A 13,948-nucleotide genomic window follows, 5' to 3' on the forward strand; every position below is an offset into this window, starting at 1 on the left:
TGCCCCACCGCTCGTCAGTCCGCAAGGAAATATGCACGTAGCACGCCCGTCAACGATCCGAACCCCTAGGCAAAACCTACGGTCTGTTTGAGGATAGGGAAGGCACCAGCATGCCGTTTTGCTCTTCAAACGGCACCAGGACCGAACGAACCAGCGCAGTTGTCGCGCAGCGGAGACTGGCGGCGCTATCGAAAGAGGTAAGCATGAGCAAAGCTCCTATCGCCATCGTCGGTACCGGCATCGCAGGGCTCTCCGCAGCGCAGGCATTGCGTGCAGCCGGGCAGTCTATCCAGCTGTTCGACAAAGGCCGCGGACTCGGCGGACGCATGACCAGCAAACGCAGCGACGCCGGCCATCTCGATCTTGGCACCCAATATTTCACCGCCCGCGATCGTCGCTTCACCGAGACCGTCCATCAATGGCAAGCCGAGGGCTGGGCTGCTGAGTGGTCACCCAACCTTTACCAGTCGCGTAACGGCCAACTGTCTCCATCCGCCGACGAGCAGCTGCGCTGGGTCGGCATTCCGCGTATGGATGCAATTGCCGCCGGGTTGCTTGGCGAGCTGCCGGTCAAGCTTTCCTGTCGCGTGACGGAAGTCTTCCGAGGCGAGGAATACTGGACGCTGGTGGATGCCGAGGGAAACAACCATGGCCCATTCAGTCAGGTGGTCATCGCCATTCCCGCCCCTCAAGCCAGCACATTGCTGGCTGCGGCACCGAAGCTGGCCGCCGTCGCCGCCAGCGTTGCCATGGAACCGACCTGGTCCGTTGCCCTGGGCTTCGCCAAGCCGCTCGAAACCAGCGTCGACGCCTGTTTCGTTCAGGACGATGCCCTTGACTGGCTGGCCCGCCATCACAGCAGACCGGGACGCGACGATCATCTCGATACCTGGGTGTTACACGCGAGTAGCGCCTGGAGCCGGCAACATGTCGACATGTCCAAGGAGTTAGTGATCGAGCACTTGCACGGCGCATTTGCCGAACTGATCGACTGCGTCGTGCCCGCACCGGAATTCACGTTTGCTCATCGCTGGCTCTACGCACGTCCCAACCAGTCGCATGAATGGGGCGCCCTGGCCGATACCCACTTGGGCCTGTATGCCTGTGGCGACTGGTGTCTGTCGGGCCGAGTCGAAGGCGCCTGGCTCAGCGGCCAGGAAGCCTCGCGGCGGCTGCTCGAGCAACTTTGATCAGACTTGCGCCCACCAGAGGCGGCGCAGCGATATCGGTAACCGGCAGGTCGATGTTTCTTTTTAGCCCAGCGCGGTATCCAGAAACATCATCACCGCGAAACCGCCCATCAGGCCGACCGTCGCCGGCGTCTGATGACCATTGCGGTGAGTTTCGGGAATCACCTCGTGCGACACCACGAAGATCATCGCGCCAGCGGCCAATCCGAGGCTGACCGGATAAGCGACAGCCAGACCGCTGGAAATCCCCAAGCCCACCACCGCGCCGAGTGGCTCCATCAGGCCTGACGCAGCGGCGACCAGTATCGCTCGCCAGGCGGACAGGCCGGTTGTGCGCAAGGCCAACGCAACGGCCAAACCTTCGGGAATGTCTTGGATGGCGATCGCGGTGGTGAGCGGTAAACCAACCTCCAGATCGCCCTTGGCGAAACTCACGCCTATCGCCATGCCTTCCGGGATGTTGTGCAGGATGATCGCAAACACGAACAGCCAGACCCGGCTCATGCGCTGGTGATGAGGCCCGAAGGCACCGGCGGTTTCATGCTCGTGCGGCGTGAAATAATCCAGCCCGAGCATCAACAGCACGCCAAAGCCGAGGCCCACCACTACGGTCAATGCGGCCGCAGGGCCACTATCGAACAGATCCCGTGCTGCCGCGAGGCCCGGAAGGATCAAGGAAAACGAACTGGCCGCGAGCATCATGCCGGCGGCGAAGCCAAGCATGCTGTCCTGGGTGCGCGTGGAAATATTGCCCAGCGCAATCGCCATCAGCGCACCCAGCGCCGTCGCCGCGAAGCCTGCCGTGCCGCCGAGCAGCGCATAGCGGATATTGCTTTCATCGCCGTTCTGAAAGGCGCTGTAAGCACTGGCGCACAGCAATATCAACACGACCAGAACCGTACCGATGAGCCCCAGCGCGACGATGGGGTTTGCCTGTGCATGAGCAATCCATGCCGAGCGCAGCGTTGCTGCGGCGCTTTGAGTGCTTGCCATGATAAAGGCCCCCGATATCAAATCTTTTCGTCGCTCGTAACTGACGAAGGGGCGACCGAGCGGTCGTTCTACCAAGCGGCCCCCGCTGCGTACGAAGCACGACGAGCGTCTATGGGATAGGACCGTAACGGGCTCGGTGAGTTTGGCCAGGACTTCGAACGATGCTGGGCTTGGACCGAGCTTGAGCGGCTGCGCGGCAGACGAGCCCGGCATTCGACGTGACAAGGACCGGAATTGCAGACACAAAAAAAGCGACTCTAGGTCGCTTTCTTTGTGCTTGCGATTGGCCTGGACCTTTCGCAGCTTATTTGGAGCGGGAAACGAGACTCGAACTCGCGACCCCGACCTTGGCAAGGTCGTGCTCTACCAACTGAGCTATTCCCGCGTTACATCTACAACAAAAATGGCGTCCCCTAGGGGACTCGAACCCCTGTTACCGCCGTGAAAGGGCGGTGTCCTAGGCCACTAGACGAAGGGGACGCAGCCCGGAAGCTTATCGCTTTCATTCCGGCTTTCAGCGTTTGCGATGTGCTTCACGCTGCAAGTGGCGCGCATTCTATGGAGCTCGACTAGGGTCGTCAAGCGCCTTGCTGAAATTTTTTTGGGCCGAATCGTAGAGCAGCGTTTGAGCTATCAGCTTGCCATCTAACGTTCTACACTCGACAAAAATCGCCTGGTTAGAGAGGTGCGTCCTGTGTCCCCGGTTCTGATTGCAGGATTGGTCGTAGCTGGCCTGTTCATATTGATAGGCATTGGCGTGATCAACCAGATCGTTGAAAAGAACAATCTGGAAAAAGCGCGCCTCCGAGCCGATCTCACTGATCGCATGCGGCGCTGCGCCAATCTGTCCGATGGTCTACCCGCCCAAATGATGACGCCAGCGCTCAAGTTGTTGCTGGCGCGACTGGAGCTGCATCTGGGTGAACGACTGCTACAGCTGGACAAGAAGAACAGCACTGTCAGTGCCCGAGTTGACATTCTGCGCAGCGCTGTCGCCAAGGGCGACGAGATCGAGGTGCAGAACACACCAGTCCAAGTGGCCACAGAAGCGCAGGCGAAGGAAATTCGTCTGCGGCTGGAAGACCTCTACGCGCAGATCGTCTGGGCCAATAAGCAGAACCAGCTCGATACGGCTGCAGCCAAACGCTGGATCCGGCATATCCAGCACATGACGGTGATGTTGCATATTGAATACTTCACCAATGTCGGCCAGCAGGCGCTGAAGCAAGGCAGTGCACACAAGGCACGTCTCGCATTCGAACGCGGCATTCAGCACGTCCGCAAGCAACCCAACCCTGCCGAATTCCAATCCCAACTGGCGCAGCTCGAAGCGAGCTACACCCATGCCAACAAGCTCGAGCAGACTCAGCAACAACCGAAGCTTGACGAACCCAGCGAGCTGACCGAAGGTTTGAAGAACTTCGAAAGCGAAGATGACTGGAAAAAGAACAACATCTACTAGGCGTAGGCCCGGACGAGTGCACGAAATGGCTTGAGCGGCGAACGCATCGTGCTCCGGTGCTTCGCACCTCAATACTCATTCGCTCACCGGTTCCGCCGCGCCTGTCCTGCCGCGGAGAAAATCGATGTCCCTGACCTTGTTCGGTGCCCCACTGTCGCCATTCGTTCGCAAGGCACGCCTGTGTCTGCTGGAAAAGGGTCTGGATTACCAGCTAGAAGTCGTCATGCCATTTACGCCGCCTGAGTGGTATCTGCAGCTCAACCCGCTTGGCCGTATCCCAGCCTTCAAAGATGGCGAACTCTGCCTCGCCGACTCCAGCGTGATCTGCCAGTACCTCGAAGACGCGTATGAACAGATGACTCGGCTGTACGGTAACAATGCGGTGGAACGTGCGCAGATCCGCTGGCTGGAGAAGTACGCCGACTACGAACTAGCGCCCCTGACGACCTTTGGGGTTTTCCGCAATCGTGTGCTGAAGCCCAGTTCCGGTCACGCCTGTAACGAAGGCAACGTGCAGGCCGCTCTGAACGAAAAGCTACCGCCGCACTTCGACTATCTCGAGCGCCAACTCGGCGACAAAATGTACTTTGTCGGCGACCAGCTTTCGATGGCGGACCTCGCCTTCGCCTGCCAGCTGATCAACATGGAACATGGCGGCGAACTGATCGACGCCAATCGCTGGCCGGCGCTGGCCGCTCACTTCACACGAATGAAAGGACTTGCTTCGGTTGAAAGCGTGCTACCCGGCGAGCAGCGCATGACGGCAAAGCTTATCGAGATGGGTAGGAAGGCGAAGCAGCCGGATTGATTCATCCTGCCCCGCAAGCCAAAAGCATTCGCGCCGGGGCGGCCTTTCTACAAGAGCAGCGGGCGCGGCAACTTTTTGGTGGCCGCCCGCGGCGAATCGATTATTCCCGGCGCAGCACAAAGCCAAACACACCAGCTTGCAGCTATATCCGGCGTCTGACCCCAAGTTTCAGAGCAGACGAATCCCCACCCACTGCCGCGCGAACTGATAGGCGCAGCGGCCGTTGCGGTTACCGCGTGCAGTGGCCCAGCGAATCGCGTCCTTCTCCAGCGCCTCATCCCAGCTCCAGGTGAGCCCGGCCTGCTCGGCCAGCGAGCCGATCCAGTGCCGCACCACGTTCAGATAATGTTCCTGACTGAAGGGATAGAACGAAAGCCAAAGCCCGAAGCGATCCGACAGAGCGATCTTGTCTTCCACTGCCTCGTTGGGATGCAGTTCGCCATCGATCATCTGCCAGTTCTCGTTATCGCTCTGACGCTCAGGGACCAGATGCCGGCGATTCGACGTGGCATACAGCAACACATTTTCCGGCGCTCGCTCCAAGGAGCCGTCCAGTACGCTTTTCAACACGCGGTAATCGCCCTCACCCGCCTCGAATGAAAGATCGTCGCAGAACACCACGAAATACTGCGGCTGGCCGACGAGCTGATCGACCACTTTTGGCAGGTCAGCTAGATGATCGCGTTCGATTTCAATGAGGCGCAGACCCGCCGACGCATGCTCGGCCAGTAGCGCCCGGATCAACGAGGACTTACCGGTCCCGCGCGCGCCCCAAAGCAGCACATGGTTCGCTGGCAGTCCCGACACGAACTGCCGGGTGTTATTCGCCAGCAGCTCGCGCTGCCTGTCGATACCGATCAGATCAGCCAGACTCAGATCCAGCGACACCTTCAGCGGCTGCAAATAGCCGCCCTGCCCTTCGCGATGCCAGCGTGCCGCCAGGCTGCCGTTCCAATCAACGGGCGCACGCGGCGCCGGCAACAAGGGTTCCAGGCGTGTCATCAGCGCATCAGCGCGCTGCAGAAAGACTTTCAGCTCGGCATCCATTCAACGACTCCAGAATATTCATACGGCAGGCATTGCCAGGAAACACTACAGGTGGGCTTCGATGCGCGCTGCGAGCGCGTCCGGAGCCGTGCGCGACGAGAACCGCTCCACCGATCGCCCTTCATCCGTGATAAGGAATTTAGTGAAATTCCACTTGATCGCCTTGCTGCCGAGCAAGCCGGGAGCGCGCTTTTTCAATTGCACGAACAGCGGATGGGCCTCACCGCCATTGACCTGCACCTTGGCAAACAGCGGAAAGCTGACGCCGAAGTTCCGCTCGCAGAAAGTGGCGATCTGCGCCTCGTCACCCGGTTCCTGATGACCGAACTGGTCACAGGGAAACCCGAGCACCACCAATCCCTGCTGGCGATATTGTTTCCAGAGCGCCTCTAACCCCTTGTACTGAGGGGTAAAGCCGCACTGGCTGGCCGTGTTGACCACCAGCAGAACGGTGCCACCGAAATCGGCCAGCGTGGTCTCGTTCCCGTCAATGGTGATGCAGGGAATCTCGAACAGCGGATCGCGCATGATGGTGTCCCGGTGAGGCATTGCGATAGGCCGTCAGGCGTCGCGCGGCTTGTGATCGAGAGAGGCGGAATTGATGCAATAGCGCATGCCGGTCGGTGCCGGGCCATCCGGAAATACATGCCCCAGATGTGCATCGCAGCGGGCGCATTTGACCTCGATACGATGCATACCGTGGCTGAAATCGTCGAGGCTGGTGATGGCCGTATCGCTGACCGGCTGGAAATAGCTCGGCCAGCCGCAGCCGGACGCGAACTTGGCGTCCGAGTCGAACAGCGGCGCATCGCAGCAGGCGCAATGATAGATGCCAGGGGTTTTGGTGTCGTTGTACTTACCGGTGAATGGGCGCTCGGTCGCACCTAATCGGCAGACCTGAAATTGCTCGTCGGAGAGCTCTTCACGCCAGGTTTCAAGCGGTTTTTCAAGCTTGTCCATCGGTACACCTCCTAAGGGTCTGTTTCCGTTTCGGTCGCAAGCCGCGTTGCTGCGTCAAATCTCGCCAGGCAAGGCGCGGGATGCAGGTAATGGTTGTTCCCTTGCCAAGTCCCGCAACGCCGCATGGTGAGATTTGCCGCGCAACCCGAAGGGCCGGGCCTTTTTTTGCGCGATGCGGCGTTATTCGTCGTTCATTTGGAACAACCAAACTTCTCTCCTCATGCCTTGCCTCGCGCAAAAATAGGCGCCGGCGCGGCCGCGAACGAAGCGGGAACAGACCCTCTCTAAAAAAGGCGGATCTGTACCTTTTCCGGTGATCGGGCCGCACGTATGATGCGTTGCTCTTAGACGCCTAGTCTGGCAGCGGGGTTTCAGGCTGCCAAGGCGCCCGGGTTCATGCCAAACGTCGCCAGCCATCGAGAGCCGGGCACGTCTTCACTTCGGGACACTCAGGATCATGCAGGTCAGCAAATCGAACAAGCTCGCCAATGTCTGCTATGACATCCGCGGGCCGGTGCTCAAGCACGCCAAACGACTGGAAGAGGAAGGTCATCGAATCCTCAAGCTGAACATCGGCAATCCGGCGCCGTTCGGTTTCGAAGCCCCCGAAGAAATCCTTCAGGACGTGATCCGCAACCTGCCCACCGCGCAAGGTTACAGTGACTCCAAAGGTCTGTTCAGCGCGCGCAAGGCCATCATGCAGTACTACCAGCAGAAGCAGGTAGAAGGCGTGACCATCGAAGACATCTACCTCGGCAACGGCGTGTCCGAGCTGATCGTGATGTCCATGCAGGCGCTGCTCAACAACGGTGACGAGGTACTGATTCCGGCTCCAGACTATCCTTTGTGGACGGCTGCCGTGAGCCTGGCGGGCGGCAAACCGGTGCACTACCTGTGCGACGAGCAGGCCAACTGGTGGCCGGATCTGGCAGATATCAAGGCCAAGATCACGCCAAACACCAAGGCGCTGGTACTGATCAACCCGAACAACCCGACCGGCGCGGTCTACCCTCGCGAAGTGCTCGAGGGGATGGTCGAGTTGGCGCGTCAGCACAAGCTGGTGCTGTTCTCCGATGAAATCTACGACAAGATTCTGTATGACGATGCCGTGCATATCTGCACCGCCTCGCTTGCACCGGACGTGCTCTGCCTGACCTTCAACGGCCTGTCCAAGTCCTACCGGATCGCCGGTTTCCGCTCCGGCTGGGTGGTCATTTCAGGTCCTAAGCACAAGGCGCAAAGCTATATTGAAGGCCTCGACATTCTGGCCAACATGCGCCTGTGCGCAAACGTGCCGTCGCAGCACGCGATCCAGACCGCATTAGGCGGATATCAGAGCATCAACGACCTGGTGCTGCCGCCGGGCCGGCTGCTCGAACAGCGCAACCGCACCTGGGAACTGCTCAACGACATCCCCGGTGTCAGCTGCGTAAAACCGATGGGGGCGCTCTATGCCTTCCCTCGCATCGACCCGAAGATCTGCCCGATCCACAATGATGAGAAGTTCGTACTCGACCTGCTGCTGTCCGAGAAGCTGCTGATCGTTCAGGGCACCGCCTTCAACTGGCCTTGGCCAGATCATTTCCGCGTGGTCACGCTACCGCGGGTCGATGACCTGGAACAGGCGATCGGTCGCATCGGTAGTTTCCTCAAGACCTACAGCCAGTAGCTGCATGGATCTGCAGATCGACGACTTCCAGCGAGATGCCGCGGCCGGGCTATTGATGCTTTACCAAGCCTTTCCGCGGAAGATCACGCTGTACGTGGAAGACCTGATCGGCCATGAAGAGCCCGACGAATTCGGCCTGCCCAGCAAGCGGCACCAAAGCTGCCTCGCAGCGCTGCTGTGGTTGGCCGAGGAAGGCTATCTACGCTTCGAAAGCACCATTCAGTTCCTGGCCATCGACCAAGCGGTGCTTACCGAAAAGGCCTTCCTGCGCTTGACCAGCTCCGTCCCCGACGTCGCGCAGACTGACGAAACACTACCTCCCAGCGTGCATCGGGTACGTTCGAGCCTGGCCCAGCAAATGCGCCAGGCGCTACGCGACGGCCATGGCGAACGACTGGCGCACCTGACCCGTCAGCTGTTCACTAGCTCGCTCTCCAGCTGACCCTGAGCGCACCCGCACCATAGGCGACATAGCTTGAAATAGTCGCTCGGTTGAATAGCGCCGACCGGCACCTTATATAGCCTATCGTTCCTTATTGTTCCCCTTGGAGTCTGCCGCAACATGATGCGCATTTTCTTGTTTCTGGCCACCAACCTGGCTGTACTGGTCGTTGCCAGCGTCACCCTGAAGCTACTCGGGGTGGATCGCTATACGGGTCAGAACTACGGCAGCCTGCTGGCTTTCTGTGCGGTATTCGGCTTCGCTGGAGCACTTATTTCGCTGTTCATTTCCAAGTGGATGGCGAAGATGAGTACCCGCACGGAAATCATCAGCCAGCCGCGCACCCGACACGAACAGTGGTTGCTGCAAACCGTCGAACAGCTTTCCCGCGACGCTGGAATCAAGATGCCGGAAGTGGGCATTTTCCCCGCCTATGAAGCCAACGCCTTCGCCACTGGCTGGAACAAGAACGACGCGCTGGTCGCCGTCAGTCAGGGCCTGCTGGAGCGCTTCTCACCAGACGAGGTAAAGGCGGTACTGGCACATGAGATCGGACACGTGGCCAACGGCGACATGGTCACTCTGGCTTTGATTCAGGGCGTGGTGAACACCTTCGTCATGTTCTTTGCGCGGATCTTCGGCAACTTCGTCGACAAGGCGATTCTCAAGAACGAAGACGGCCACGGTATCGGCTACTTCGTCGCCACCATTTTCGCCGAGCTGGTACTAGGCATCCTCGCCAGCATCATCGTCATGTGGTTCTCGCGCAAACGTGAGTTCCGCGCCGACGAGGCAGGCGCACAGCTGGCCGGCACCTCCGCCATGATCGGCGCCCTCCAGCGCCTGCGTGCGGAACAGGGCGTGCCGGTAGACATGCCAGACAGCCTCAAGGCGTTCAGCATCAACGGCGCACTGCGCAACGGCCTGGCCGGACTGCTGATGACGCACCCATCGCTGGAAGACCGTATCGAAGCCCTGCGTCAGCGCGGCTAACCGAGCGCGGCGGGACAAGGGCGGCTTAGCAGACCGTGTGAAAACGTAGTGAGCGAAGGTTAGGCAAAGCAAAAACAGGCGAGGAAGCGGAGTTTACGAGTTGTAAATGAGCATTCCGAGCCTGTTTTTAACGCGGCATAACCGAGCGCAGTAGTTTTCAAACAGTCTGTTAAGCCGCCCTTTTTTCGCCCAGACTTTGCACATAGAGGCTGTATGCCTGTCGAACCAAGCGCATTCATCGAACAAGGAACATCACCATGCGCCGCTTCGTCCTACTCGGTTTCGCCCTGCTTGCCCTGGTCGGCTGCCAGAGCGCCTACTACTCCGCAATGGAAAAGGTCGGCCTGCACAAGCGCGACATTCTGGTGGACCGTGTTGAAGATGCCCGCGATTCCCAACAACAAGCCAAGGAACAATTCAAGGACGCCCTGGAGCGCTATCGCAGCGTGGTGCAGGTACAAGGTGGTGAGCTGGAAGAGCGCTACGAGGCGCTCAATAGCGAATTCGAAGCCAGCGAGAGCAGCGCGCGCGATGTGCGAAACAGGATCGAGGCGGTCGAGGACGTCGCCAATGCACTGTTCAAGGAGTGGAAACAAGAACTCGGTGAGTACAACAATGCGAGCCTGAAGGCAGCCAGCGCCAAGGACCTGGAGCGCACCCAGAAAGACTATCGAGTGCTGCTGCAACGCATGAAGGCGGCAGAAAAGCGCATCGACCCCGTGCTCGACGTGCTGCGCGATCAGGTGCTGTTTCTCAAACACAACCTCAACGCCCGTGCCATCGGTGCACTGCAGGGGGAATACCGCACGCTGGAGGGGAACGTCGATCAGTTACTGGCCGACATGCAGCGGGCGATAGATGAGGCCGACGTGTTCATTCGCCAGCTGCAAAGCAATCAATGATGCGAAGGAAATCATGAGGTGATCGCGAGCCTGCAACGACATCGCCGCTTTGCAGGCCTTGCAAACACCCTACCGCCGCACACCGAGTCGATAACAGTTCTCCTCCAGACGCGACAGACCGCGCTGCAGAAACTTCCAATTGCCATCCAGCACGTTTGCCCGTTCCAGCAGGTCGATGTCCCAATGCGAGCCCAGGGATTGGCGAACCTCAGCGTCACTCACAGCGAATGGCGGACCAGACATCTGCTCCTGCTCGTAATCCAGCGTGATCAGCAAACCCTGGCAGCTCGGCGCAAGAATGCTCGTCAGGTGTTCGACATAGCGCTGACGCATGTCCGCCGGCAGCGCGATCAGCGCAGCGCGGTCGTAAAGCCCTTCACAGCCCGCCACATCGCCGCGGGTCAGGGCGAAGAAATCACCACAGAGAATTTCCAGCGCTCCGGCACAATACAGCTTGAAGTCGCCACGGGTGCTTAGCTCGGCGGTCAGGCCTTGTTCGGCAAAAAAGTCTTCAATTGCACGTTCGCTCAGCTCGACACCGAGCACTGCGAAGCCCTGCGCGGCCAGCCAGGGCATGTCGAGACTCTTGCCGCACAGCGGCACCAGCACTCGCGCCCCTTCGGCCAATTGCAGCCCCGGCCAGTGACGGCGTAGATAAGGGTTGACCTCGTTCAGATGGAAGCCGATCTCGTTACGCGCCCAGCGCCGTTGCCAGAACCCTTCATCCATATCCAAACCCTCATGAGCATTGACGGTCGAGCTTATCAGAGCCAACCGTACCGAACGCCCAAGGGTTTTCAGCTGGCATACAAGGCGGCATCCAGGTCCATCCCGGCGTCACGCATCTGGGCAAGTTTGTAGCGCAGTGTTCGCGCGCTGATGCCCAGGCGGTCAGCCGTCTCCTTGCGGCGGCCACGTTCGGCACGCAAGGTATCGATGATCAGTTCGAACTCACGACGACGCAGATCTTCTCCCAGGGCGCCAGCCGCCTCGGTCGGCACTGGCGGCGCTACGGCTGCCGACATCGACGGCACGGCATCAACCGCCGCGATCGGCGCTCGCGAGGCAAACCCGGCCAGATTAGTCAGGCACAGATCATCCGGCCGAATCAGACCGCCCTGCTGCAAAATCAAGGCGCGTTGAATGGCGTTGTCCAGCTCGCGGACATTGCCGGGCCATGGATGGCTGAGCAGGCATTGACGCGCCTCGGCCGTCAGCCGGACGTTCGGCTGACGCATCTTCACGGCGTGTTGGGCCAGCAGTCGCTCGGCAAGCGGCACGATGTCCGCAGGTCGATCACGCAACGCGGGCCAGGCGAGCGGAAACACGGAAAGGCGATAGAACAGATCTTCACGGAAACGCCCACCGCGAACCTCGTCAGCCAGATCGCGGTTGGTGGTAGCGACGATACGAATATCCAACGGGATTGGTTTACGGCCACCGACACGCTCGACCTCGCGCTCCTGCAATACGCGCAGCAACTTGGCCTGAAGCGCCAGTGGCATTTCGGATATCTCATCGAGCAGCAGCGTACCGCCGTCGGCCTGCTCGAACTTGCCCGGCTGAGTCGCGATGGCACCGGTGAACGCACCCTTCTCGTGGCCGAACAGCGTCGCCTCGAGCATGTTGTCCGGTATCGCCGCGCAGTTGATCGCGATGAAGTGGTTGTTCGCACGTGCCGATTGCTGATGGATGTAGCAGGCCAACACCTCTTTGCCAGTTCCGGATTCACCGGAAATCAGCACCGTCGAGTCGCTCTGAGCGACACGGGCGGCCAGTGCCAGCAGCTGCCGGCTCGCCGGTTCGACGGCGACGGGCCCCTGTTGGTCGAGCGTGCCCAGCTGGCCGCAGGCGTGCCGAGCAACCAGCCCAAGCAACATCTTCGGCTCGAACGGTTTGACCAGATAGTCAACAGCCCCCTGACGCATAGCCTCGACTGCGCGCTCGACGGCTCCGTATGCAGTCATCAGCAAGACCGGCACCTGGGGGTATCGCTGACGAATCAGAGCCTGCAACGCGTGACCGTCCATACCGGGCATGTTCACATCGCTGACGACCAAGCCAAAACTTTCTTGCTCTAGTACCTGCAACGCGGCTTCGGCGCTCTCGACCGCGCGGTAGGCATAGCCGCCGAGTTCGAGGGTATCGCCCAGCGCCTCACGCAATGCGCGGTCGTCTTCGACCAATAGAATCTTCGCAGCCATGGGCCTCACTCCGAAATTGCCGGTGATAGCACTGCAAGCAGCGGCAGTTGCAAGGTGGCGCAGGTACCTCGACCCGGCCGCGAGCGCAGCTCGAGCGAACCGGAATGCGCCCGCGCTACTGATTTGACCACCGCCAGTCCCAACCCGGTCCCGGTCGCCTTCGTGGTGAAGAAGGGCTCGCCGAGGCGTGCCAGAGTCGTGGCGTCGAGGCCCGAACCGTTGTCGCTGATACTGATGCGCAGCGCTGAAGCCCGAGCGTAGAGATGCACCTTTAGCCGGCGGTCGTTGCCGGTAGCCTGAAGCGCATTCTCGATCAGATTGAGCAATGCACCGACCAGCGTGTCGCGGTTGCACAGCAGCGCACCTGAGTGCGCATCGCATTGCCAACGTATGGCGATATCGCCCACTCGCGCCTCGGCCGCCGCACGCAGCGATGCGAGCAACTCGGCTGGGGTCAGGCGGTCCTCCAGCGGCAGATCGCCCCGAGCGAAAACCAGCATGTCGCGAACTTGATGCTCCAGCTCGTGCAGCCGGTCCTTCAGACGTCCGGCAAAGCGCTGCTGATGCTCGACAGTCAGCCCACCCTGCTCCAGATGGCTTGCATAAAGCAGCGCCGTGGAAAGCGGTGTGCGAATCTGATGAGCAAGCGATGCCACCATCCGCCCCAGCGCAGACAAACGCTCATGGCGCGCCAATTGCTCCTGCAACCGCCGCGTCTCGGTCAGATCGGTCAGCAATACCAGCTGGCCTGGCTCGCCGTTCAACGAGCGCGTGGCGATGGACACGCGACGCCCATCCTTCAATGAAATTTCATGACCATCGTCCCTGCGTGGGGCGAAGCTGCGGGCGATCACTTCGCGCCAGAGCGCACCTTCCAGCGGCTCGCCGAGAAGCTCCTGGGCAACTGGATTGGCTTCTCGAACCACGCCCTGCGCATCGATCACGATGACGCCGCCGGGCAATAGATCCAGCAGACTCTGCAGCCGGTTGGCCAAACGCTCCTTCTCGTCGAATTCACGTCGGCGCTGCGCGCTGGTTTCAGCCAGCTGATCCTTCAACTCGGCTACGCGCATCTGCAGCAGCTGCTGGGATTCGCCCAACCGGCCGGACATGCGGGTAAACAACTCGAGCGATTGCTCAAGCTCTTCGCTCGCGGTCGTTTCGGCCGGTCGTCGGGGAGCCGATGAAGAGAATGCTGAGGTCACTGGCACGCGTATCCGTCAAAAAGATGGTCGGTGAAATGACTAGCAGCAAGGATCATGCCCAGAAGGCGGAGAA

14 protein-coding genes and 2 tRNA genes are annotated in these 13,948 nt (G+C 60.1%); 7 read left to right on the forward strand and 9 right to left on the reverse strand.

What is annotated here, in order from left to right:
- The first annotated feature begins 203 nt into the window (after positions 1-203).
- Entirely contained in the window at positions 204-1,190 is a 987-nt protein-coding gene (locus NA645_RS00985; protein WP_256047093.1) for an NAD(P)/FAD-dependent oxidoreductase, read from the forward strand.
- 63 nt (positions 1,191-1,253) lie between these two features.
- Here NA645_RS00985 and NA645_RS00990 read toward each other — a convergent pair whose 3' ends face one another.
- The 3 genes from NA645_RS00990 to NA645_RS01000 all read right to left on the reverse strand — a co-directional run bounded on the left by NA645_RS00990 (position 1,254) and on the right by NA645_RS01000 (position 2,663).
- Positions 1,254-2,183, reverse strand: coding sequence for a ZIP family metal transporter (locus NA645_RS00990; protein ID WP_256047094.1), 930 nt, complete (start codon positions 2,181-2,183; stop codon positions 1,254-1,256).
- Between the two features lie 309 nt (positions 2,184-2,492).
- Positions 2,493-2,568, reverse strand: a tRNA-Gly gene (locus tag NA645_RS00995).
- Positions 2,569-2,587: 19 nt separating this feature from the next.
- Positions 2,588-2,663: transfer RNA gene (locus NA645_RS01000), tRNA-Glu, on the reverse strand.
- Between the two features lie 214 nt (positions 2,664-2,877).
- On the opposite strand from NA645_RS01000, the gene NA645_RS01005 reads away from it, so the two are divergent.
- A complete protein-coding gene (locus NA645_RS01005; protein WP_256047095.1) occupies positions 2,878-3,645 on the forward strand; it encodes a hypothetical protein in 768 nt (255 codons plus the stop codon).
- 124 nt (positions 3,646-3,769) lie between these two features.
- Entirely contained in the window at positions 3,770-4,453 is a 684-nt protein-coding gene (locus NA645_RS01010) for a glutathione S-transferase family protein (RefSeq protein WP_256047096.1), read from the forward strand.
- Between the two features lie 168 nt (positions 4,454-4,621).
- Here NA645_RS01010 and NA645_RS01015 read toward each other — a convergent pair whose 3' ends face one another.
- Genes NA645_RS01015 through msrB form a run of 3 tightly spaced genes read right to left on the reverse strand, consistent with a single transcriptional unit; the run spans position 4,622 to position 6,460 of the window.
- Positions 4,622-5,500: an ATP-binding protein gene (locus tag NA645_RS01015; protein WP_256047097.1), complete on the reverse strand. Its 879-nt coding sequence runs from the start codon at positions 5,498-5,500 to the stop codon at positions 4,622-4,624.
- Between the two features lie 45 nt (positions 5,501-5,545).
- A complete protein-coding gene (locus NA645_RS01020) occupies positions 5,546-6,028 on the reverse strand; it encodes a glutathione peroxidase (RefSeq protein ID WP_256047098.1) in 483 nt (160 codons plus the stop codon).
- 33 nt (positions 6,029-6,061) lie between these two features.
- The gene (gene msrB, locus NA645_RS01025; RefSeq protein ID WP_256047099.1) at positions 6,062-6,460 is read right to left on the reverse strand and encodes a peptide-methionine (R)-S-oxide reductase MsrB; all 399 of its coding nucleotides are present in this window, start codon (positions 6,458-6,460) and stop codon (positions 6,062-6,064) included.
- Positions 6,461-6,917: 457 nt separating this feature from the next.
- On the opposite strand from msrB, the gene NA645_RS01030 reads away from it, so the two are divergent.
- The 4 genes from NA645_RS01030 (at position 6,918) to NA645_RS01045 (ending at position 10,466) form a co-directional block, all read left to right on the forward strand.
- Positions 6,918-8,129 (forward strand): pyridoxal phosphate-dependent aminotransferase, encoded by a 1,212-nt coding sequence (locus tag NA645_RS01030; RefSeq protein ID WP_131650139.1) that lies wholly within the window; start codon positions 6,918-6,920, stop codon positions 8,127-8,129.
- Positions 8,130-8,133: 4 nt separating this feature from the next.
- The gene (locus NA645_RS01035; protein WP_256047100.1) at positions 8,134-8,571 is read left to right on the forward strand and encodes a hypothetical protein; all 438 of its coding nucleotides are present in this window, start codon (positions 8,134-8,136) and stop codon (positions 8,569-8,571) included.
- A 120-nt stretch (positions 8,572-8,691) separates the two neighbouring features.
- Positions 8,692-9,564, forward strand: a complete 873-nt coding sequence (htpX, locus tag NA645_RS01040; RefSeq protein ID WP_131650137.1) for a protease HtpX — start codon at positions 8,692-8,694, stop codon at positions 9,562-9,564.
- A gap of 257 nt (positions 9,565-9,821) precedes the next feature.
- Positions 9,822-10,466: a DUF2959 domain-containing protein gene (locus NA645_RS01045; RefSeq protein ID WP_256047101.1), complete on the forward strand. Its 645-nt coding sequence runs from the start codon at positions 9,822-9,824 to the stop codon at positions 10,464-10,466.
- A 69-nt stretch (positions 10,467-10,535) separates the two neighbouring features.
- Here NA645_RS01045 and NA645_RS01050 read toward each other — a convergent pair whose 3' ends face one another.
- The 3 genes from NA645_RS01050 to NA645_RS01060 form a co-directional block, all read right to left on the reverse strand.
- Entirely contained in the window at positions 10,536-11,195 is a 660-nt protein-coding gene (locus NA645_RS01050; RefSeq protein ID WP_256047102.1) for a thiopurine S-methyltransferase, read from the reverse strand.
- A gap of 68 nt (positions 11,196-11,263) precedes the next feature.
- Entirely contained in the window at positions 11,264-12,670 is a 1,407-nt protein-coding gene (locus NA645_RS01055) for a sigma-54-dependent transcriptional regulator (RefSeq protein ID WP_256047103.1), read from the reverse strand.
- Between the two features lie 5 nt (positions 12,671-12,675).
- Positions 12,676-13,875 (reverse strand): sensor histidine kinase, encoded by a 1,200-nt coding sequence (locus tag NA645_RS01060; protein ID WP_423836548.1) that lies wholly within the window; start codon positions 13,873-13,875, stop codon positions 12,676-12,678.
- Positions 13,876-13,948 lie beyond the last annotated feature (73 nt).

The organism is Stutzerimonas stutzeri, assembly GCF_024448955.1.
GTDB classification, from domain to species: domain Bacteria; phylum Pseudomonadota; class Gammaproteobacteria; order Pseudomonadales; family Pseudomonadaceae; genus Stutzerimonas; species Stutzerimonas stutzeri_AQ.

What these genes read in the sequence shown, in the direction of transcription:
- NA645_RS00985 (WP_256047093.1), top strand. Translation starts at nt 204, where the DNA reads ATGAGCAAAGCTCCTATCGCCATCGTCGGTACCGGCATCGCAGGGCTC.
- NA645_RS00990 (WP_256047094.1), bottom strand. Translation starts at nt 2,183, where the DNA reads ATGGCAAGCACTCAAAGCGCCGCAGCAACGCTGCGCTCGGCATGGATT.
- NA645_RS01010 (WP_256047096.1), top strand. Translation starts at nt 3,770, where the DNA reads ATGTCCCTGACCTTGTTCGGTGCCCCACTGTCGCCATTCGTTCGCAAG.
- NA645_RS01015 (WP_256047097.1), bottom strand. Translation starts at nt 5,500, where the DNA reads ATGGATGCCGAGCTGAAAGTCTTTCTGCAGCGCGCTGATGCGCTGATG.
- NA645_RS01020 (WP_256047098.1), bottom strand. Translation starts at nt 6,028, where the DNA reads ATGCGCGATCCGCTGTTCGAGATTCCCTGCATCACCATTGACGGGAAC.
- msrB (WP_256047099.1), bottom strand. Translation starts at nt 6,460, where the DNA reads ATGGACAAGCTTGAAAAACCGCTTGAAACCTGGCGTGAAGAGCTCTCC.
- NA645_RS01030 (WP_131650139.1), top strand. Translation starts at nt 6,918, where the DNA reads ATGCAGGTCAGCAAATCGAACAAGCTCGCCAATGTCTGCTATGACATC.
- NA645_RS01035 (WP_256047100.1), top strand. Translation starts at nt 8,134, where the DNA reads ATGGATCTGCAGATCGACGACTTCCAGCGAGATGCCGCGGCCGGGCTA.
- htpX (WP_131650137.1), top strand. Translation starts at nt 8,692, where the DNA reads ATGATGCGCATTTTCTTGTTTCTGGCCACCAACCTGGCTGTACTGGTC.
- NA645_RS01045 (WP_256047101.1), top strand. Translation starts at nt 9,822, where the DNA reads ATGCGCCGCTTCGTCCTACTCGGTTTCGCCCTGCTTGCCCTGGTCGGC.
- NA645_RS01050 (WP_256047102.1), bottom strand. Translation starts at nt 11,195, where the DNA reads ATGGATGAAGGGTTCTGGCAACGGCGCTGGGCGCGTAACGAGATCGGC.
- NA645_RS01055 (WP_256047103.1), bottom strand. Translation starts at nt 12,670, where the DNA reads ATGGCTGCGAAGATTCTATTGGTCGAAGACGACCGCGCATTGCGTGAG.